A 20,082-nucleotide genomic window follows, 5' to 3' on the forward strand; every position below is an offset into this window, starting at 1 on the left:
GCGCGATGCGCGCCCGCCTGCGCCCCGCCGCGCTCCTGGCCGCCGTCGCGGTCGCGGCCCTTGCCGGCTGCACGGTCGGCCCCGACTACCGGCGCCCCGCCGTCGAGACGCCGGTCGCCTGGCGGCTCGACCCGGCAGACGCGTACTGGCACCCGGCCGCGCCGGCCCGTGCGCCGCTCGATCCGGCCTGGTGGACCGCCTTCGGCGACGCGCAGCTGGACGCGCTCGAAGCCGACGCGTTGCGCAACAACCAGAACCTGAAGGCCGTCGCCGCACGCTACGACCAGGCAAAGGCGACGCTCGCGTCGGTCGCGTCCGCGCAGTATCCGGCCGTCGGCCTGAACGCGAGCGGCCAGCGCTTCAAGATCTCCGCCGACCGGCCGCAGACCAACTACGCGACGCGGAGCACGTCGACCGTCCAGAACGACATCCAGGTCGGTGCAAGCGCCAGCTATGAACTCGACCTGTTCGGCCGCGTGCGGCGCAGCGTCGAATCCGCGCAGGCCAGCTCCGAGCAGGCGCGCGACGATTTCGCGAACGCGCGCCTCGTGCTGACCGCCGATCTCGCGTCGAGCTACTTCGCGCTGCGCGAGCTCGACACCGAGATCGACGTCGTCACGCGCTCGATCGAGCTGCAGCAGAAGGCGCTCGACTACGTGAGCACGCGCCACGACCTCGGCGCGGTGTCCGGCCTCGATCTGCTGCAGCAACGCGCGCAGCTCGACGCGACGCGCACGCAGGCACAGCTGCTGATCCAGCAGCGCGCGCAGGTCGAAACCGCGATCGCGACGCTGGTCGGCACGCCGGCCCCCGAATTCTCGCTGCCGCCGCGCGTGGTGGCGATCAACGCACCCGCGCTGCCGACCGGGATGCCCAGCGACCTGCTGCAGCGGCGCCCCGACGTCGCGTCGGCCGAACGCGCGATGGCGGCCGCGAACGCGCAGATCGGCGTCGCGCGCGCCGCGTATTTCCCGCGCATCACGCTGTCGCCGGACATCGGCTGGGATGCAACGCGCTTCGCGGGCCTGTTCACGGTGCCGGCGCTGCTGTGGTCGGTCGGCGCGTCGGTCAGCCAGCCGCTGTTCGAAGGCGGCAAGCTGAAGGCCGGCGTCGATTTCGCGCAGGCCGGCTATGCCGCCGCGCAGGCCAGCTACCGGCAGACCGTGCTCACCGCGTTCCAGGAAGTGCAAAATGCGGTGACGGGCCTGGCGGTGCTGGCCGAAGCCGCGCAGCAGGCGTCAGCGGCCGTCGACGACGCGCGCAAGCTCGTGTCGCTCGCGCAGGATCGCTATGCGGGCGGCCTCACGCCGTTCATCGACGTGCTGACCGCCCAGCAGCAGTTGCTGTCGAGCGAGCGCCAGGCCGTGCAGATCCAGGGCCAGCGCGCGGCGCTCGTCGTGTTTCTCGCGAAGGCGCTCGGCGGCGGCTGGGACGGCGGCGCGACCGGCGGCGCCACGCCGACCGACGTCGCGACGGCAAACCTCCCGCGCGCCGCGAGCGTCGGCCCCTAACCCGGTTACAAGGACAAACCCATGAAAGTCCTGATCGTCGAAGACGAACCGAAAGTCGTCGAATACCTGAAGAGCGGCCTGACCGAGGAAGGCTGGGTCGTCGACACCGCGCTCGATGGCGAGGACGGCGCGTGGAAGGCCGTCGAATTCGAATACGACGTGGTCGTGCTCGACGTGATGCTGCCGAAGCTCGACGGCTTCGGCGTGCTGCGCGCGTTGCGCGCGCAGAAGCAGACGCCCGTGATCATGCTGACCGCGCGCGACCGCGTCGACGATCGCGTGCGCGGGCTGCGCGGCGGCGCCGACGACTACCTGACCAAGCCCTTCTCGTTCCTCGAGCTGATCGAGCGGCTGCGCGCGCTGACGCGCCGCGCGCGCGTGCAGGAATCGACGCTGATCTCGATCGGCGACCTGCGCGTCGACCTGATCGGCCGGCGCGCGTCCCGCGACGGCACGCGCCTCGACCTGACCGCGCAGGAATTCCAGCTGCTCGGCGTGCTCGCGCGGCGTAGCGGCGAGGTGCTGTCGAAGACGACGATCGCCGAACTCGTATGGGACGTGAACTTCGACAGCAACGCGAACGTCGTCGAGACTGCGATCAAGCGCCTGCGCGCGAAGCTCGACGGCCCGTTCGCGGAGAAGCTGCTGCACACGATCCGCGGCATGGGCTACGTGCTCGAGGCGCGCGAGGACGCCGACAACGAGAGGCACGCATGAAACGCTCGATCACCCTGCGTCTGTCGGCGATGTTCGGCATCGTGTCGCTGCTCGTGTTCACGCTGGTCGGCTGCGGGCTGTTCGTGATGATGGAGCGCCAGCTGTTTGCCGAACTGCGCGCGACGATCGACACGCGCGCGAAGGTCGCGCAGATGATCGTGTCACACGCGACCACGGCCGCGCGCGGCCGCCTGATGCAGGAAAAGCTCGCCGACCTCGAGCCGCCCGACGGGTCGACGCGTTACCAGGTCGACAGCCCCGACGCCGCCTTCCGCTTCGGTCATCCGGTCGACGGCATGCCGGTCGGCAAGCCGTTCGGTGCGTTCCAGCAGTACGCGCTCAACCACAGCAGCTACGACGTGATGACGAAGACCGTCCCGATCGCGGGCAGCGGCGAGCGCCCCGATCTGAAGCTGATCGTCGCGTCGTCGTGCGAGCGTACGCAGCGGATGCTGCGCCGTTTCGTGTGGACGCTCGCGGCGCTGATCGCGATCGCTACCGTCGTGACGCTGCTGCTGGGCCGCGCGGTCGCGCGCTTCGGGCTCGCGCCGCTCGAACGGCTGTCGCAGGACGCAGCGGCGATCAACGCCACCAACCGCCGCCAGCGGTTGCACACCGACGCGCTGCCGACCGAGCTGCGCGATCTGGCCGCATCGTTCAACGGCGCCCTCGAGCGCATCCAGCAGACCTACGCGCGGCTCGAGGCGTTCAACGCGGACGTCGCGCACGAATTGCGCACGCCGATCAGCATCCTGATCGGCCAGACCCAGGTCGCGCTGACGAGCCGCGACCGCTCGGTCGACCGGATGCGCCAGACGCTGCAGTCGAACCTCGAGGAATTCGAACGGCTGCGCGTCATCATCAACGACATGCTGTTCCTGTCGCGCAGCGATCGCGGCGAGCGCGCGACCGACCTGAAGCACGTGTCGCTCGCCGACGAAGTGCGGCGCATGCTCGACTTCCTCGAGATTCCGCTGGACGAAGCGCAGTTGCGCGCCGAACTGCACGGCGATGCGCACGCAGCCGTCGACCCGTCGCTGTTCCGCCGCGCGATGACGAACCTGCTGATCAACGCGATCCAGCATTCGGCGCCCGGCGCGACGCTGAACGTGACGATCACGCCGCGCGACACGCTCGTCGACGTGTCGGTTGCCAACCCCGGCGAACCGATCGACCCCGTGCAGCGCTCGCACGTATTCGAGCGCTTCTACCGGCTCGAGGAAGCGCGCGCGAACAGCAAGGAGAACCACGGGCTCGGGCTGTCGATCGTCAAGGCCGTCGCGGAGATGCACGGCGGCAGCGTGTTCGTCGCGTGCTCCGGCGGCGTCAATACGTTCGGCTTCTCGGTGTCGACGCAGCTGTGCAGCGTCGGCCCGCTGCGCGCGGCCGACGCGGGCGACCCGCACGCGCTGCGGCCGGCGCACGCGCCGCGCGCGGTGCACTGACGGCGCCCGCGCCGCCGAGGGCAGTTTTCTTCAATACGGACATGCGCGGCTTCTTTAGTCTCGATGCGACTTTCACATTCGCATGGAGACACATGATGAGCATGCTGGTTTCGATGGCCGCGTTCGCGCTGGCGTCGTCGATCACGCCCGGTCCCGTCAACCTCGTCGCGCTCGGCGCGGGCGCACGCCACGGTCTCGGCGCGAGCCTGCGCTATGCGGCCGGCGCGACGCTCGGCTTCGTCGCGCTGTTCCTGCTGATCGGCCTCGGGCTGCACGCGGCGCTCGCGCGCTGGCCGATGCTGACCACGGCCACCCAATGGTCCGGGATCGCGTTCCTGCTTTACCTCGCGCTGCGGCTGGCGCTCGACGACGGCCGGCTGTCGGCCGATCCGGCCGATCCGGACGCGCCAAACGTCGCCGGCCCGTCGGCGGCGGCCGGCGCGGCGATGCAATGGCTGAATCCGAAGGCGTGGCTTGCGTGCGTGGCCGCGATGGGCGCGTATGCGGCCGATGGCGATCGCGCGCAGGTGTGGCAATTCGCGGCGCTGTATCTGGTGATCTGCTTCGCGTCGATCGCCTGCTGGGGGTATGCGGGTGCGTCGCTGCGGCACTGGCTCGCGAATGCGCGGCGGATGCGGCTGTTCAACCGCGCGATGGCGCTGCTGCTCGCGGGCAGCGCGCTTTATCTGCTCGATGTTTAGTGCCGTTTTCGATGTGTGGTCGCGGCGCGCGTGCCGCCGGCGACCGATGACACGGGCCGTCGCCGGTGTGCGGTGTGCGGTGTGCGGTGTGCGGTGTGCGGTGTGCGGTGTGCGGTGTGCGGTGTGCGGTGTGCGGTGTGCGGTGTGCGGTGTGCGGTGTGCGGTGTGCGGTGTGCGGTCTGCGGTCTGCGGTCTGCGGTCTGCGGTCTGCGGTCTGCGGTCTGCGGTCTGCGGTCTGCGGTCTGCGGTCTGCGGTCTGCGGTCTGCGACGCCGGCACCGCCCCACGGTTCGCCGGTCAACTCGCGGCGCTTCGATACTGCCCCGGCGTGGCGGCCGCGATGCGCCGGAATGCGCGCTGGAAATGCGCCTGGTCCGCAAAGCCCGCATCGAGCGCGACCTCGGCGATTGGCCGGCCGCGGCGCAGTTCCGCGCGGCCGTACTGCACGCGACGGTCGACCAGGAACGCATGCGGCGTCATCCCGTAGCGGGCGTTGAACGCGCGGATCAGGTAGGACGGCGACAGGTCGGCGGCCGCGCAGATCGCATCGAGCGTGACGGCCTGACGGCAATGCGCAGCGATGTAGTCGGCCGCGCGGGCGAGCTTCGCGTTGTCGGCCCCGCGCCGCGTATCGACGGGCAACTCGCGATCGAGCGCGCCGTGCAGCCGCGTGAAGAATTCGACCGCCGCGCTTTCCTTGCCAAGCGGATCGATGCCGGGTGCCACGAGCGTGCGGTAAAAGCCGCCGAACTGCGCGAACAGGTCGCGTCGTTCCGTCCACTTTGGCGAAAAGCCGTGAAAATCGCTGTTCGGGTCACGCCCGAGCGCATGCTGCAGCCGTGCGAGCCACGGCACGTCGACATAGACCATCCGGTACGCCCATGCGTCGGGGCCATACGGATTGCACGCATGCACCTGCTCCGGATCGATGATCACGAGCACGCCGCGCCCGACGCGTTCCTTCGTCGCACCGTTCAGGTAGGTGCTCGTGCCGCCGACGATCGCGCCGAGCGAAAACGTGTCGTGCGTGTGCTTCGCGTAGCAGAACGTCCGGCCGTCGTCGACGGTGCGCGCCTCGATGAACGGCAGCGCGGCGTCGCGCCAGAACGGCGACGGCACAGCGAGGGGGTTGGCGGAACGGCTCACGCGACGGGCTCCCGGATCGGACGGCGAACGCACACCGTACAAGACTGCGCTGCGCGATGCAACCGCGACACGACACTTCGCGGCCGGATCGCCTAAGCTATGAATTCCGCCGCCGCGGCCCCTGCGGCGTTTCCCGTTCCCTCTTCCAACCGGTACATTCATGCACATCGATCTGACAGGCAAGACCGCGGTCGTCACCGCTTCCACCGCCGGCATCGGGCTGGCGATCGCCAAAGGGCTCGCGCAGGCCGGCGCACGTGTCGTCGTCAACGGACGCAGCGAAAAGTCGGTCGATGCCGCGCTCGCACAGCTGCGCAGCGCGGTACCCGGCGCGGACATCGACGGCGTCGCCGCCGACCTGGCCGACGCATCCGGCGTCGCGCGCGTCACGCAGCACACGCCGGAGGCCGACATCCTCGTCAACAACGCGGGCATCTACGGGCTGAAGGCGTTCTTCGACATCGACGACGACGAATGGGCACATTACTTCCAGATGAACGTGATGTCCGGCGTGCGTCTCGCGCGGCACTATCTGAAGGGGATGCTCGCGCGCAACACGGGCCGCGTCGTGTTCATTTCGTCGGAATCCGGCCTGAACATCCCGGTCGACATGATTCACTACGGGTTCACGAAAACCGCGCAGCTCGCGATCGCGCGCGGCCTCGCGAAACTCGCGGCCGGAACCAACGTGACCGTCAATTCCGTGCTGCCAGGGCCGACGATGTCGGAAGGCGTGCGCGCGCTCCTGAAGGAAACGGCCGACGCAACGGGCCGCAGCATCGACGACGTCGCGGTGGATTTCGTTCGCAGCGAGCGCGCGAGCTCGATCATCCAGCGCCCGGCTACGACGGAGGAAGTCGCGAATATGGTCGTGTATGTCTGCTCGCCGCAGGCCTCGGCCACGACGGGCGCGGCGTTGCGCGTAGACGGCGGCGTGGTCGACACGATAGCGTGACGACTGCGTGACACGCTCGCACGGCGCATGGCGGCTGCGCTACCGCGAAGCCGCCTTGTCCGACTGAAGCGTGCCCTTGCGGTCGGCGTCCATGCAGGTATCGAAGCCGTGTTGCGTGACGGCGCCGGCCTTGTCGAACACGACGAAGTACGCCCGGTGATCGTTGCCGTGCTCGATGAAGTAGTTGTAACAGACGCCGCTGCCGTTACGGACCATCCATACGCTGCGCGGGTTGCCGCCCGCGCGGACGACGTCGGCGCGCGTCGCGCCGTGCCGCGACGCGGCCCGCGCCAGCGGCGTGCGCGAATACGAGAACGGCAGCCACGAGTCGAACCACGCGCAACCGTGCAGCATCAGGCAACTGGCGGCCAGCGACAATGTCGCTGCGCGACGGGACATCGGAATCAATCGCATGCTTGGAAAATCTGCTGCGCCGTGCCGGCGTGATCGAAAGCCCCATGCTACTAGACCTTTGGGTCCGGATCGAAAAGAAATGTAGAGACTTGTGTCCGACGTCGCGCTCGGCGCGGCCCGGCGCACGCCCGATCGTCGCGAAACATGGGGCGCCGCGCGGGCCCGCACGGGCGTCAATGCCGTTGCGCCGATGGCCCGGAACTGCGCAACGAGGCTCGTCGTCAGGCGACCCACTCGGCCCACAGCATCGTCAGCACCGTCATCAGCGCCGGGCCGACGAACAGTCCGATCAGGCCGAACGACTCGGCGCCGCCGAGGATGCCGAACAGCACGAGCAGGAACGGCAGGCGGGTCGAGCTGCCGATCAGCACCGGCCGCACGAAATGCTCGGCGACGAACACGACCACGAAGCCGAGCGCCAGCACCACGACGGCCCACGCGGTCGCGCCCTGCACGAACAGCCAGAGCGCCGCGCCGCAGAACACGATCGGCGCGCAGAACGGCAGCATCGCGGCGACGGCCGTGACGAGGCCGAGCAGCGCCGCGTGCGGAACGCCCGCGAGCGCATACGCGACGCCGAGAATGGCGCCCTCGCCCAGCCCGACGACGACCAGCCCCGTCACCGTGCCGTACACGGCCGCGACCATCCGTTCGATCAGGTCCGCCCCGCCGCGGCCGAACGCACGCCGCGCGCCCTGCAGCAACGCGCCCGACAACTTGTGGCCGGCCCTGATGATCACGAACAGCGTGACCAGCATGAAGCCGAACTCGAACAGCGCATGCGCGAGCTTCGTGCCGAACTGCCGGCCGAACGCGATGAACCGCTCGCCGCTCGCGCCATGCATCGCGGTGCCCGCGTGCAGCGGATGACCGAGATTGGCCTGCCACCACTCAGTGATCTGTGCGGCGCCGTACGGCAACCGGCCGACGACGTCCGGCAGTGGAATGCCGTTGTCCTGGATCGAATGCAGCCAGATGCGCAGGTCGTGCGCCTGCGAGATCGCCTGACCGAGCGCAATGGCGATCGGCAGCACGACCAGCAGCGACACGCCCGCGGTGATCGCGGTCGCGATCAGGGTCGGCCGGTCGCGAAACCAGCTGCCCGATTCGAAGCGTTCCAGCAACGGCCACAGCGCGATCGCGATCACGCATGCCCACGCGATAGCGGGAAGAAAATCGCGGATCACCCACAGCGCGAGCACCAACAACGCCGCATACAGCACGGCGCGGGCGATCTGCTGGGCACGCGGCCGCGCGGCGGAATCGGGGGAAGGCGAGACATGTGCGCGCATGGCACCTCTGTCGAAATGAAAAAATGGCGGTTCGCATGGGCCAAAGGCCGGTGCGAACCGCCATTCTATCCATCGATACCGCCACGGCACGCGGACGCGATGCCAAGCATTGTCAAATGCGTGCCGCGCACGTCGCGCGCGCCGTGCGGTGCGACGTGCGCTCAGGCCACCTTGTCGGCGACGCGATAGCGTTCGAGCCAGTGCGCGTACGGCGCAGGCAGCGTCCACGACGGACGCTCGACGCCGAGCTGTTTGGCCGCGTAGTACGGCCAGTGCGGATCGGCCAGATGCGCGCGGCCGACCATCACGAGGTCGAGCTGCTGTTCGGCGACGACGCGCTCGGCCAGTTGAGGCGTGTCGATCCCCCATGCGGACGACACCGGCATGCCGGCCTCGCGGCGCACGCGTTCCGCGATCGGCGCGAGGAACGCCGGGCCCCATGGAATACGCGCGTCGGGCACCGAAAAGCCGACCGACACGCTCAGCATGTCGAGGCCTTCCTGCTTCATCCGCTGCGTGAGCGCGATGGATTCGGCGAGCGTCTCTTCATCGCGGCCGTCGTATTCGATCACGCCGAGACGCGCGGTCAGCGGCAGGTGCTCCGGCCAGACCTTGCGGACGGCCTTCAGCGTGTCGACGAGGAAACGGCCGCGGTTTTCGGCCGAGCCGCCGTACTCGTCGTCGCGCTGGTTCGAATGCACGGAGAAGAAGCTCTGGCCGAGATAGCCGTGCGCGAAGTGCAGTTCGAGCCATTCGAAGCCGAGGTCGCGGGCACGCTTGGCCGACGCGACGAAGTCGGCCTGCACGCGTGCGATGTCGTCGTGCGTCATCGCGCGCGGCATCTTCGGCAAATGCGCGCCGAACGGTACGGCCGACGGTGCGATGGTCTGCCAGCCGCGCGGATCGCCGTCGGCGATGTGGTCGTCGCCTTCCCATGGACGGTTCGCGCTCGCCTTGCGGCCCGCATGCGCGATCTGGATGCCCGGCACCGCGCCGGCCGCCTTGATCGCCGCGACCGACGGCGCGAACGCCTCGGCCTGCGCATCGGTCCACAGGCCGGCGCAGCCCGGCGTGATACGGCCTTCCGGCGACACGGCCGTCGCCTCCGCGATCACGAGGCCCGCGCCGCCGCGCGCGATGCCCCCCAGATGCACGTGATGCCAGTCGTTGACGACGCCGTCTTCGGCGACGTACTGGCACATCGGCGGCACCGCAATGCGGTTGCGCAGCGTGACATCCTTGAGTTTGAACGGTTCGAACAAGGCAGACATCCACCACTCCTTTGCTTGGTTCTGCGAAACGACTGGATGAGCCGTCGTGCGGTGCGCACGACGGAACGGTTCGGGTCGTCGCCGGGCCGGATGCGCCCGACGACGGCACGGCCAGGTGCCGGTCATGCCGGCACCGCGCCGGCTTACTGACGGCCAAGCTTCGCGAGCAGCGCCTCGGCAGCGGGCTCCGACGACGCGGGGTTCTGCCCCGTGATCAGCAGCCCGTCGGTGACGACATGCGGCGCCCAGTCGGCGCTGCGCTCGAACTGCGCGCCGTTGGTCTTCAGCATGTCCTCGACGAGGAACGGCACCACTTCCGTCAGCTCGACGGCCGCTTCCTCGCTGTTGGTGAAGCCCGTCGCACGCTTGCCGCGCACGACGGACTCGCCGGTCTTCGGATCCTTCACGTGGCGCAACACACCCGGCGCGTGGCACACGGCCGCAACCGGCTTGCCCGCCGCCAGCGCGCGCTCGATCAGGCCGATCGAGTGCAGGTCCTCGGCGAGATCCCACAGCGGGCCGTGGCCGCCCGGATAGAACACCGCGTCGTAATCGTCGATCGACACGTCGGCCAGCTTGCGCGTGGCCGCGAGCGCGGCCTTGGCCGCCGGATCGGCGTCGAAGCGGCGCGTGGCGTCGGTCTGCGCGGCCGGATCGCTGCTTTTCGGGTCGAGCGGCGGCTGGCCGCCCTTCGGCGACGCGAGCGTCAGCTCGACGCCCGCATCCTTGAACGCGTAGTACGGCGCGGCCAGCTCCTCGAGCCAGAAGCCGGTCTTCTTGCCGGTGTCGCCGAGCGTGTCGTGCGAGGTCAGGACAACCAGAATCTTCATGATCGACACTCCTTCGAAATGGGGGAACGGGGCCGCGTCACGGCGGCGGCCAACGCGGCGCACGCCACGTGCCGGCAACGACGGCACGCTTGCCGGTTAGGCCGCTGGCACACGTCAACGTGCCAGCTCCGCACAAAAAATATTGCCAGACTCTATTAGACCAGTCGTCTATAACTGGCTCGAAAAAAATCGACGACCACGCCTGCACGACAAGCATCGCAGCGCGATGTGGCATTTTCGCGTCCGTTGGCAGGCACGACGTCGCATTCATGAGGCCGGATGATAGCCATCAATTAGACCGGTCGTCTAGAGATCTGGCATTCAGCCCTGCCGCCGTCATGGCTTTTGCGCCGGAGCGCGTCCCGCAACGCTCGTTGCCGATCGCCCCGCCGCCGCGCGCCGCCGTCGTGGCTAGCCGTGCAACGGCCCGTCCGTATCGCCTGCCTCGATCATCGGCATTTCGAGCCGATGCTCGCGAACGCCGTCGGCGAGCAAGCCCAGCATCAGGTCCGCCAGCGCACGCCCCGTCGCATGTCCGGTCGGCTGCACCACCGCCGTCACCCGACGCGGATACGCGACCTCCGTGGGCACCCCGTCATAGACGATGAGCGACATGTCCCGCCCCAGCCGCAAGCCGCTGTCGACCAGCGCCCGGAACGCGCCGCCGCCCGAGATGTTGTTGTCGACGAGCAGCGCAGTCGGTCGTTCCGCCTGCGCGAGTAGCGCCTGTGCGCCCTGCTGCCCGCCGTCGCGCGTAAACGGACCCTCGACGAGCAGCGCCGGATCGGGTTCGATCCCGGCTTCGCGCAGCGCCGCGAGGTAGCCGGCGCGGCGCTGCATCGCGAAATTCAGCGACAGCGGCGCACTGATCATCGCAATGCGGCGATGGCCGAAGCCGATCAGACGCCGCACCGCATCGCGCGCGCCCGCTTCGTTGTCGAAATCGAACCATGCGTAAGGCTCCGCGGTTTGCGTACGGCCGTACGCGACATACGGAAACGCATTCGAGCGCAGGTACGCGAGGCGCGGATCGTCAACCAGCGTGCGCGCGACGATCAGCCCGTCCACGAGCCTGCCGTCGACGAGCCGGCGATACGTGTCGAGTTCGGCGTTCGGCCGCGCGGCCGCGATGATGAAGTCGAGATTGCGCTCGCCGAGCCGCTCGGTAATGCCCGAGACGACTTCACCGAAGCGCGGGTCCCCCAGATCGCCGGCTCCGAACGGATACACGATGCCGATCGTATCGGCACGCCCCGTCGCCAGCCGCCGTGCGGTCGGATCCGCGACATAACCGAGTTCGCGCGCAGCCTTCATCACGCGCTCGCGGGTCGCCTCGCTCACATCGTCGTAGCCGTTCAGCGCCCGACTGACCGTCGTGCGCGACAGTCCGAGCGCATCCGACAGCGCCTTCAGATTCACCTTCACGTCGCTCCTCGCGTTGTGCATGCCATTCGTTCAACCCGCTCGCGGCGGCAATTATTTCCGAATGGTAGTTATTACCGTCAAATATTTATCTTTTGACGTCCAAACCGGTTTGAAATAGCATCCAAACCGGTTTGGATGCCGATACCACCTCAGCAGTTCCTTTTCACCGCAAACGGAAACAACGCCGTCATGACTTACTTTCCTTTTTGCCGCGCGACCGCGGCCAAACGTTTGCTGTTCGCTGGCGCAGCACTGGCCGCCTTCGCGTCCGCGTCGTCCGTCGCGCACGCGCAGAGCACCGGCGCCCCCGCCCCCACGCCGCATACGCAGCAGGCCTACGATCCCGAAGGCAACTTCACGATGCGCTGGACCCGCGCGGACATCCGCCAGATCGTCGCGCAGTCGCACACGGCCGGCGCCGACAAGAACTCGCTGCCGCAGTCGCTGACGATGCCGGACATCCCGCAGGATTTCCCGCTGATCAACTCGAACGTATGGGTCTGGGATACCTGGCCGCTGGCCGACCTGCGCGCGAACCAGCTCAGCTACAAGGGCTGGGAGGTGATCTTCTCGCTCACGGCCGATCCGCACGCCGGTTACACGTTCGATGACCGCCACGTCCATGCGCGCATCGGCTTCTTCTATCGCCGTGCCGGCATTCCCGCGTCGCAGCGTCCCGCGAACGGCGGCTGGACCTGGGGCGGCCATCTGTTCCCGGACGGCGCGAGCGCCAAGGTGTTCGGCACGTCGCCGATGACCAACAACGCCGAATGGTCGGGTTCCGCGCGCCTCACGCATGGCGACAACGTCAGCCTCTACTACACCGCGACCTCGTTCAACCGCTCGGCGCCCGGCGGCGCCGACATCACGCCGCCGCAGGCGATCATCACGCGCGCCGACGGCCACATCCATGCCGATGACAAGCACGTGTGGTTCAGCGGCTTCGACGATCACAAGGCGCTGCTGCAACCGGACGGCAACTACTACCAGACCGGCCAGCAGAACACCTATTTCTCGTTCCGCGATCCGTTCGTGTTCACCGACCCCGCGCATCCGGGCAAGACCTACATGGTGTTCGAAGGCAACACCGGCGGCCAGCGCGGCGCCCGGACCTGCACCGAGGCCGACCTCGGCTACGCGCCGAACGATCCGCAGCGGGAAGACCTCAACGCCGTCATGAACTCGGGCGCAGTGTATCAAAAGGCCAACGTCGGCCTGGCGGTCGCGACGAATCCGCAACTGACCGAATGGAAGTTCCTGCCGCCGATCCTGTCGGCGAACTGCGTCGACGACCAGACCGAGCGCCCGCAGATCTATCTGAAGGATGGCAAGTACTACCTGTTCACGATCAGCCACCGCACGACGATGGCCGCGGGCGTCGACGGGCCGGATGGTGTCTACGGCTTCGTCGGCAACGGCATCCGCAGCGACTTCCTGCCGTTGAACGGCGGCAGCGGCCTCGTGCTCGGCAACCCGACCGACTTCTCCGCACCGGCCGGCGCGCCGTATTCGCAGGACCCGAACCAGAATCCGCGCGAATTCCAGTCGTATTCGCACTACGTGATGCCGGGCGGGCTCGTCGAGTCGTTCATCGATGCGATCGGCCCGCGTCGCGGCGGCACGCTCGCGCCGACGGTGAAGGTGAACATCAGCGGCACGTCGACGGCGGTCGACCGCGCGTACGGACGTAGCGGCCTCGGCGGCTACGGCGACATCCCGGCAAACCTGCCGGCGACGGGCGCCGACCACAACGGCGGCCCCGGCACCCGTCCGTAACGGGTCCGCTACGGACGCGGCGGGCACCGCCCGCCAGCGTCGAGGCGGCGCACATCGCGCGTGTCGCGTGTGTGCCGCCTCCCTCCTTCGCAGAATCGCGCATGCTGCCGTTGCAAGCGGCATGCACCCTCCTTTCCCGCTTCGCGCGCCGAAGCACGGAACCCCGCATGAGATCGACGTTTTTTCGCTTTTCCCTCCGGATTGCCCGGCTGCTGCTCGCGTGTACGGCAAGCGCGGCCTGCACGCACGCCAGCGCCGCGCCCTGCGACGCACCGCCCGAACCCGGCACGCCGCAATGGCGGCCGGCCGTGCACTACACGCCGCAACGCAACTGGATGAACGATCCGAACGGCCTCGTCTACGAGAACGGCCGCTATCACCTGTTCTATCAGTACAACCCGCTCGGCCATGACTGGGGCAACATGTCGTGGGGCCATGCAACCAGCACCGACCTCGTCCATTGGCGCGAGCAGCCGGTCGCGATGCGCGCGAACGCGACGGAGGAAATTTTCTCCGGCTCGATCGTCGCCGACACGCGCAACACGTCCGGCCTCGGCGCGCCGGGCGACACGCCGCTGGTTGCGCTTTACACGAGCGTCTATAAAGAAGGCTCCGGTCACGCACCGGGCACGCAGGCACAATCGCTCGCGTACAGCCTCGATCACGGCGCGACGTGGCGGCCCTACGCGCACAACCCCGTGCTCACGCTCGATCCCGAGTCGAAGCAGTTCCGCGACCCGAAAGTGTCGTGGTACGCGCCGGGACGCTACTGGCTGATGACGACCGTCGTCGCGGACGCGCAGGTCGTGAAGCTCTATCGGTCCGACGACCTGATCCACTGGTCGTTCCTGAGCGACTTCACGCTGCCGGACGTGCCGCATGCGGGCGTGCTGTGGGAAATGCCCGATCTCGTGCCGCTGCCCGTCGACGACGATCCGCGACACATCAAGTGGGTGATGATCGTCAACGTCAACCCGTGGTCGATCGCCGGCGGCTCCGGCGCGATGTATTTCGTCGGCGACTTCGACGGTCGCACGTTCACGCCTGACCACGTCGCGCCGGCTGGTTCCGATCCCGCGCGATTCCGCTGGGTCGATCACGGCGCCGACTTTTACGCCGCCGGCACGTTCTCCGGCGCGCCGGGCGCGCGGCCTGTCGCGATCGCATGGATGAGCAACTGGGATTACGCGGCGAAAGCGCCGACGGCGCCCTGGCGCGGCGCGGCGACGTTGCCGCGCGAGTTCGCGCTGAAGACGATCGGCGGCGAACCGACGCTCGTCGTGACGCCGGCCGCCGCGTTCGATGCGTGGGCCGACGGGCGGCCCGCCGTGCATGAAGGCAACCTGAACGTCGAGTCCGCCACCCGCGCGCTGTCGGACGCCACGCGCGGCATCGTCCAGCGCATCACGGTGACGATCGCGCCGCAGCGCGCGGCCCGCGCGGGTCTGATCGTCCGGGGATCGGCGGATGGCTCGATCGGCACCCGGATCGTGTACGACACGGCAAAGCGCACGCTGACGCTCGACCGCTCGCGCTCCGGCACGACGGATTTCGCCGGCACGTTCAGCCGCGAGCACATCGTCGATCTGCCGCTCGAGCACGGGCAACTGCGGCTCGAAATCGTCGTCGATCGCGGGTCGGTCGAGGTATTCGCGAACGGCGGCCGCGTCGCGCTGACGGACCTGATCTTTCCGCCGCCCGATGCGGACCGCGTGGCCGTCTTCGCCGAACACGGCAGCGCGGCGTTCTCGGGGGTGACGGTGACGCAGCTCCACGGACGCGATCGGGCCGACGAAGTCCGCGACGCCTGTGCATCGCGCTAGCGATGCGATCGAACGGCGGGGCTGCACCGCCCGACATCGCGTCGGGTCGCGCAACCCCGCCGGTGACGCGCTCAGAGCAAACCCATCCCGCCCGACGCGATGATTTCCGCGCCGACGATGAACGCGGACTCCGGCGCGCTCAGGTGCAGCACCGTCGACGCGATTTCGTCCGGCGTGCCGAACCGGCCGATCGGGACGAGCCCCTTGATCTTCTCGGCCGTCTCGTCGAGCGTCGCCGCGTCGAGCCCGAGCTTGCCGTACAGCGGCGTCTGGACCGGGCCGGGGCTCACCACGTTCACCCGCACGCCGTGCGGCAGCAGCTCCGTCGACAACGTCTTCGCGAACGAATTGACGGCCGCCTTGCTCGCCGCGTACACCGACGAGCCGGGCATCCCGATGTGCGCGTTGATCGAGCCGTTGATCACGATCGACGCGCCGCGGTTCAGCAGCGGCACCAGCGACTGGATCTGGAAATACGCGCCCTTCACGTTGGTGTTGAACACGAGGTCCCACATGGCCTCGTCGCTGTCGGCGAACGGCGCGAGTTTCGCGACGCCCGCGTTGATGAACACGGCGTCGAGCCGCGCGCCTGCGGCCGAGATCGCGTCCGCCAGGGCGCGGGCCGACGCGACGCTGCCGGCCTCGTTGCGGATCGCGAGCGCGCCGTCGCCGAGCGACTCGCGCGCGGCGGCGAGCGTCTGCTCGTCGCGACCGGTGATGATGACCCGCGCGCCTTCGGCCGCGAATGCCCGTGCGGCCGCCAGGCCGATGCCGCTGTTGCCGCCCGTGACGAGTACCGTTTTTCCTTCGAAGCGTTGCATGATGTTCTCCTTTGAACCGGTGAGTTGACCGTGAACACAGGATGCGCGCGGCGCGCGGCCTTGCCGTACGACCGGCGCGGCAGACATGTTCGAAATCATCGAACGTGTTTGTCGGGACTTTTCCGTGCGTTGCGCGGCTGACGCACTCAGCCGACCACGTCGATCCCGTCGAGCAGACGCTGCGCGAGCCGCGGCTCGCGCAGTTGCTCCAGCCACCATTGCAGCGCCCGGCCCTCGCGGTCGCCGCGCCACGCGACGTACAGCACGTTCGGTTCGCGCGGATCGGCCGTTTCCTTCTCGACGAGTTCGCCGCGCGCGAGCAGCGACGCAACCCGCCGGCGCGGCACCCAGCCGACGCCGAGCCCGTCGCGCTGCGCGAGGATCTTCGCGCGCATCGACGGCACCGCGAGCACCGCCTGCCCGCCGAGCAGCCCGTATGCGCGGCCGACGGCCCGCCGCGACGAATCGGCGACGACGACCGCGCGATACGCGCAGATCGCGTCGCGGGTCAGTCGCTCGCTTGCCGCGGCCAGCGGATGGCGCGGCGATACGGCGAACACCCATTCCATCGCGCCGAGTTCGAACCATTTGAAACCCGGAATCGCCGGCGGCTCGTTGGTCGCGCCGACGACCAGATCCGCGCGACCGTCGCGCAGCGCTTCCCAGGTGCCGCCGAGCACTTCGTACGTGAAGCGCAGCGACACGCCCGAATCGAGCGCATCGAACGCGCGGACGACCGGCAGCAGCGTATCGAACTCCAGCACCTCGTCGCTGACGATCCACAGCCGGTCCTCCCAGCCGCTCGCGACCTGCCGCACGCGCTGCGTGAGCCGCGCGACGTCCAGCGCGAGGCGCGACGCCTCGTCGGTCAGCAGCTGGCCGGCCGGCGTGAGCTGCAGCCGGTAGCCGCGCCGGTCGAACAGCAGCGCGTCGAAACGCGTTTCGAGCTGTCGCGCGGCGTGCGACACCGTCGACGGCGCCTTGCCGAGCCGCGCGGCCGCCCGCGACAGGCTGCCGGTGGCGCGGATCGCATCGAGCAGCGCGAGTTCGTCTTCGGACAGCATGGGGCACTCCGGTCGTGGATTGTGATGGATCGTAAGGCACCGGCGGGCGGCGGTCCAATCGAATGGCGCCGCGCCCCTGTGTTCGGCGGATGCCGGGCCGGCCACGAACTTCCGGTATGCTCATCGGCATCAAATCGCCTTATTCGGAGTAACCACTGCGATGGACATCGCGATCCGCATCGAAGGCCGTCACGACCTGACCGGGCAAATCTTTCGGCAACTGCGCACCGCGATCGTCGACGGGCGGCTCGAAGGCGGCGCCCGGCTGCCGTCGACGCGCGATCTCGCGAAGCAGCTCGGCGTGTCGCGCAAGACGACGCTCGACGCGTTCGAGCGTCTCGTCGCCGAGGGCTTCCTGAACACGCGCGCGGGCGACGGCACGTTCGTCGCCGACGGCCTCGCGCGGGTTCCGCATGCGGCGGCCTCGACGCCGTCGCTCGTCGAGGCCACACCGCCCGTCCATGCCGTCGACGCACGCGCGCTGTGGAACGACCTGCCCGACGCGCTCGCGATGCCCGCGCCGCAGGACACGCCCGCGTTCGACTTCCGCGGCGGCGTGACCGACAAGACGCTGTTCCCGTTCGACGCGTGGCGCCGCTGCCTGCATCACGCGTTGCGCCAGCAGGCGCGCGGCCCCGGCCAGTACCACGACCCGGCCGGCGATCCACAGTTGCGCGGCGCGATCGCGCGTTACGTCGCGTTCAGCCGCGCGGTCGCGTGCGGCTGGGACGACGTGCTCGTCACGCAAGGCGCGCAACAGGCGCTCGACCTGATCGCGCGCGTGGTCGTGCGGCCGGGCGACGTCGTCGCGGTTGAGAATCCCGGCTATCCGCCGGCGCGCGCGGCGTTCGCGTCGCTCGGCGCGACGGTGATCGGCGTGCCGGTCGATGCGCACGGCCTGATCGTCGAGCGGCTGCCCGACGACGCACGCCTCGTCTACGTGACGCCGTCGCACCAGTTCCCGCTCGGGATGCCGATGACGCTGGACCGGCGCGTCGCGCTGCTCGAATGGGCGCTGCGCCGCCGCGCGGTGATCATCGAGGACGACTACGACGGCGAATTCCGCTTCGAAGGCCGGCCGGTGGAGTCGCTCAAGAGCCTCGACCGCACGGGCCTCGTCGCGTACGTCGGCACGTTCTCGAAGACGATCTTTCCCGAACTGCGCATCGGCTACGCGATTCCGCCGCGCGCGCTGCGCGGCGCGCTCGCCAAGGCGAAGCAGATCGTCGACTGGCATACCTGCACACTCACGCAGGCGGCGCTCGCGCGCTTCATGCACGAAGGCGATTTCGCGCGGCATCTGCGGCGCGTGCAGAAGCACTACGACGCGCGCCGCAAGATGCTGCTCGCGCATTTGCGCGGCAGCCTCGCGCCGTGGTTCGACCCGATCGTGCCGACCGCCGGCATCCACCTCGCCGCGCACTTGAAACCGGGGCTCGATGAAGCCGCGCTGGTCCGTGCCGCCCGCGAGCACGACATCGGCCTGTACGGAATCGCAGCGTTCCACGTCGGCTCGGCGGCGCGCGCCGGGCTGCTGTTCGGCTATGGCGGGATCGACGCGCTGCGCATCGACACCGCGCTCGCGAAACTGGCCGCGCTGCTGGACTCGGGCAGCGTCGGCGGCGCCGCACTGGTTACCTGAATTTTCCCGGAATTGGCCATTCAAGCAGGCCAGTGGCACGCTTAAAGTGGGTCCTGTCGCGCCACCGTGCGCATCAACCGAAAAAGGACCTGCCATGCAACCGCGCCTGAACTTCTATACCGCCAGCCCGAACGCAATCAAGGTGATGCGCAACGCCGAGGAATTCATCGCGAAAAGCTCGATCGAGAAGCCGCTCGCCGAACTGGTCCGGCTGCGCGCGTCGCAGATCAACGGCTGTGCGTTCTGCGTCGACATGCACACCACCGATGCGCGCAAAGGAGGCGAGACCGATCGCCGCCTCGCGACGGTCGTCGTGTGGCGCGAAACGCCGTTCTTCACCGAGCGCGAACGCGCGGCGCTGGAGTGGACCGAAGCGCTGACGCTGGTCGCCGACAACCATGTGCCGGATGCCGTCTGGGAAGCCGTGAAGCCGCACTTCAGCGACACCGAGCTGTTCGAGCTGTCGATGCTGATTGCGACGATCAACACGTGGAACCGCTTCGCGATCGCGTTTCGCAAGATGCCCGAGTAAGGAGACGACGATCATGCGCTCCAGCTCCACGCTCCGCCGCGCGATGCTGTGCACGTCGCTCGCGCTCGTCGCCGCGCTGCCGGCCGCCGCCCGTGCGCACGACGCCGGCGACAACGTGCACGCGATCATGCAGCAGGCCGTGCCCGAAGCGCCCGGCAAGCTCGCCGTCGTCGCCACCGTCGACTATGCGCCTGGTCAGGCGTCCGAAGCACACAGGCACCTCGGCTCGGTGTTCGCGGTCGTGTCGAAAGGCGAAGTGCTATCGCAGGTGAACGGCGGCCCGGTGCGCCGCTATCGCGCCGGCGAAGGCTGGTATGAGCCGCCCGGTTCGCGCCATCAGGTGTCGCGCAATGCGAGCGCGACCGAGCCCGCGCAACTCGTCGTGTTCGGGCTGACGGGCGAGCACCAGCCGTTGAAGTCGCCGATTGATCAGTAACGACGTTTCCGGGGTGCGTGCCGTGTCGGGCGCACCCCTGCCGTGCTGCCGGCTTCCCCGCCCGCGACGCGCGGCTTCCTCGCCAGCCTTTGGCGCGGCCGCTCCCCCCATTCCTCCACCGGTTCCCCTCGCTTCCCCAGTAGCCGCTCCCTACACTCCGCCGCCGGCACACGGCGTGCCGCCGCGCCGCGTCCCCGCTCGTCCGCACCGCCATTCGGCGCACGCCTGATCTCGATCAATGCGGGCAAAAACCCTTCCTTGAAATTAACTAACTCATCAATT

At 68.9% G+C, this 20,082-nt stretch carries 18 protein-coding genes; 10 read left to right on the forward strand and 8 right to left on the reverse strand.

Translation table 11 applies throughout. The features are described from left to right. Window positions 1–5: 5 nt before the first annotated feature. The 4 genes from WS66_RS06880 (at window position 6) to WS66_RS06895 (ending at window position 4,374) form a co-directional block, all read left to right on the forward strand. On the forward strand, window positions 6–1,511 hold the full coding sequence (locus WS66_RS06880; RefSeq protein ID WP_059599464.1) for an efflux transporter outer membrane subunit: 1,506 nt from the start codon (window positions 6–8) through the stop codon (window positions 1,509–1,511). 21 nt (window positions 1,512–1,532) lie between these two features. After that, on the forward strand, window positions 1,533–2,228 hold the full coding sequence (locus tag WS66_RS06885) for a heavy metal response regulator transcription factor (protein WP_059599382.1): 696 nt from the start codon (window positions 1,533–1,535) through the stop codon (window positions 2,226–2,228). Beyond that, window positions 2,225–3,673 (forward strand): heavy metal sensor histidine kinase, encoded by a 1,449-nt coding sequence (locus WS66_RS06890; RefSeq protein WP_059599381.1) that lies wholly within the window; start codon window positions 2,225–2,227, stop codon window positions 3,671–3,673. The genes WS66_RS06885 and WS66_RS06890 overlap by 4 nt, the downstream gene beginning before the upstream one ends. Window positions 3,674–3,768: 95 nt before the next feature. Continuing rightward, complete coding sequence (locus WS66_RS06895) at window positions 3,769–4,374, forward strand: LysE family translocator (RefSeq protein ID WP_059599463.1); 606 nt, start codon at window positions 3,769–3,771, stop codon at window positions 4,372–4,374. Window positions 4,375–4,670: 296 nt separating this feature from the next. Here WS66_RS06895 and WS66_RS06905 read toward each other — a convergent pair whose 3' ends face one another. Next, window positions 4,671–5,519, reverse strand: coding sequence for an AraC family transcriptional regulator (locus WS66_RS06905; RefSeq protein WP_059599323.1), 849 nt, complete (start codon window positions 5,517–5,519; stop codon window positions 4,671–4,673). Between the two features lie 160 nt (window positions 5,520–5,679). Between WS66_RS06905 and WS66_RS06910 the strand changes: the two genes are divergently transcribed. Beyond that, entirely contained in the window at window positions 5,680–6,474 is a 795-nt protein-coding gene (locus tag WS66_RS06910) for an SDR family NAD(P)-dependent oxidoreductase (protein ID WP_059599322.1), read from the forward strand. A 39-nt stretch (window positions 6,475–6,513) separates the two neighbouring features. Here WS66_RS06910 and WS66_RS06915 read toward each other — a convergent pair whose 3' ends face one another. The 5 genes from WS66_RS06915 to WS66_RS06935 all read right to left on the reverse strand — a co-directional run bounded on the left by WS66_RS06915 (window position 6,514) and on the right by WS66_RS06935 (window position 11,727). Further along, a complete protein-coding gene (locus WS66_RS06915) occupies window positions 6,514–6,888 on the reverse strand; it encodes a hypothetical protein (protein WP_059599321.1) in 375 nt (124 codons plus the stop codon). Between the two features lie 221 nt (window positions 6,889–7,109). After that, window positions 7,110–8,180 carry an AI-2E family transporter gene (locus WS66_RS06920; protein ID WP_059599320.1) on the reverse strand — a complete coding sequence of 357 codons (1,071 nt, stop codon included), beginning with the start codon at window positions 8,178–8,180 and terminating at the stop codon, window positions 7,110–7,112. 161 nt (window positions 8,181–8,341) lie between these two features. Next, the gene (locus WS66_RS06925; RefSeq protein WP_059599319.1) at window positions 8,342–9,451 is read right to left on the reverse strand and encodes an NADH:flavin oxidoreductase/NADH oxidase; all 1,110 of its coding nucleotides are present in this window, start codon (window positions 9,449–9,451) and stop codon (window positions 8,342–8,344) included. Between the two features lie 143 nt (window positions 9,452–9,594). Then, a complete protein-coding gene (locus WS66_RS06930; RefSeq protein ID WP_059599335.1) occupies window positions 9,595–10,281 on the reverse strand; it encodes a type 1 glutamine amidotransferase domain-containing protein in 687 nt (228 codons plus the stop codon). Between the two features lie 411 nt (window positions 10,282–10,692). Further along, window positions 10,693–11,727: a substrate-binding domain-containing protein gene (locus WS66_RS06935; protein ID WP_059599318.1), complete on the reverse strand. Its 1,035-nt coding sequence runs from the start codon at window positions 11,725–11,727 to the stop codon at window positions 10,693–10,695. Between the two features lie 168 nt (window positions 11,728–11,895). On the opposite strand from WS66_RS06935, the gene WS66_RS06940 reads away from it, so the two are divergent. Together WS66_RS06940 and WS66_RS06945 are read left to right on the forward strand one after the other, a co-directional pair. Then, window positions 11,896–13,482 (forward strand): glycoside hydrolase family 68 protein, encoded by a 1,587-nt coding sequence (locus WS66_RS06940; protein WP_059599317.1) that lies wholly within the window; start codon window positions 11,896–11,898, stop codon window positions 13,480–13,482. 167 nt (window positions 13,483–13,649) lie between these two features. Beyond that, entirely contained in the window at window positions 13,650–15,305 is a 1,656-nt protein-coding gene (locus WS66_RS06945) for a glycoside hydrolase family 32 protein (RefSeq protein WP_059599316.1), read from the forward strand. 71 nt (window positions 15,306–15,376) lie between these two features. On the opposite strand, the gene WS66_RS06950 is transcribed toward WS66_RS06945, so the two are convergent. Both WS66_RS06950 and WS66_RS06955 read right to left on the reverse strand, forming a co-directional pair. After that, on the reverse strand, window positions 15,377–16,126 hold the full coding sequence (locus WS66_RS06950; protein ID WP_059599315.1) for an SDR family oxidoreductase: 750 nt from the start codon (window positions 16,124–16,126) through the stop codon (window positions 15,377–15,379). 146 nt (window positions 16,127–16,272) lie between these two features. Beyond that, entirely contained in the window at window positions 16,273–17,190 is a 918-nt protein-coding gene (locus WS66_RS06955; protein WP_059599314.1) for a LysR family transcriptional regulator, read from the reverse strand. 160 nt (window positions 17,191–17,350) lie between these two features. Between WS66_RS06955 and pdxR the strand changes: the two genes are divergently transcribed. From pdxR to WS66_RS06970, 3 genes are all read left to right on the forward strand, one after another. Beyond that, entirely contained in the window at window positions 17,351–18,832 is a 1,482-nt protein-coding gene (gene pdxR, locus WS66_RS06960; RefSeq protein ID WP_059599313.1) for a MocR-like pyridoxine biosynthesis transcription factor PdxR, read from the forward strand. A 94-nt stretch (window positions 18,833–18,926) separates the two neighbouring features. Continuing rightward, window positions 18,927–19,364 carry a carboxymuconolactone decarboxylase family protein gene (locus tag WS66_RS06965; protein WP_059599312.1) on the forward strand — a complete coding sequence of 146 codons (438 nt, stop codon included), beginning with the start codon at window positions 18,927–18,929 and terminating at the stop codon, window positions 19,362–19,364. A 13-nt stretch (window positions 19,365–19,377) separates the two neighbouring features. Further along, window positions 19,378–19,800, forward strand: coding sequence for a cupin domain-containing protein (locus tag WS66_RS06970; RefSeq protein WP_059599311.1), 423 nt, complete (start codon window positions 19,378–19,380; stop codon window positions 19,798–19,800). Window positions 19,801–20,082: the final 282 nt, after the last annotated feature.

Source organism: Burkholderia sp. LA-2-3-30-S1-D2, from assembly GCF_001523915.2.
GTDB lineage: Bacteria > Pseudomonadota > Gammaproteobacteria > Burkholderiales > Burkholderiaceae > Burkholderia > Burkholderia diffusa.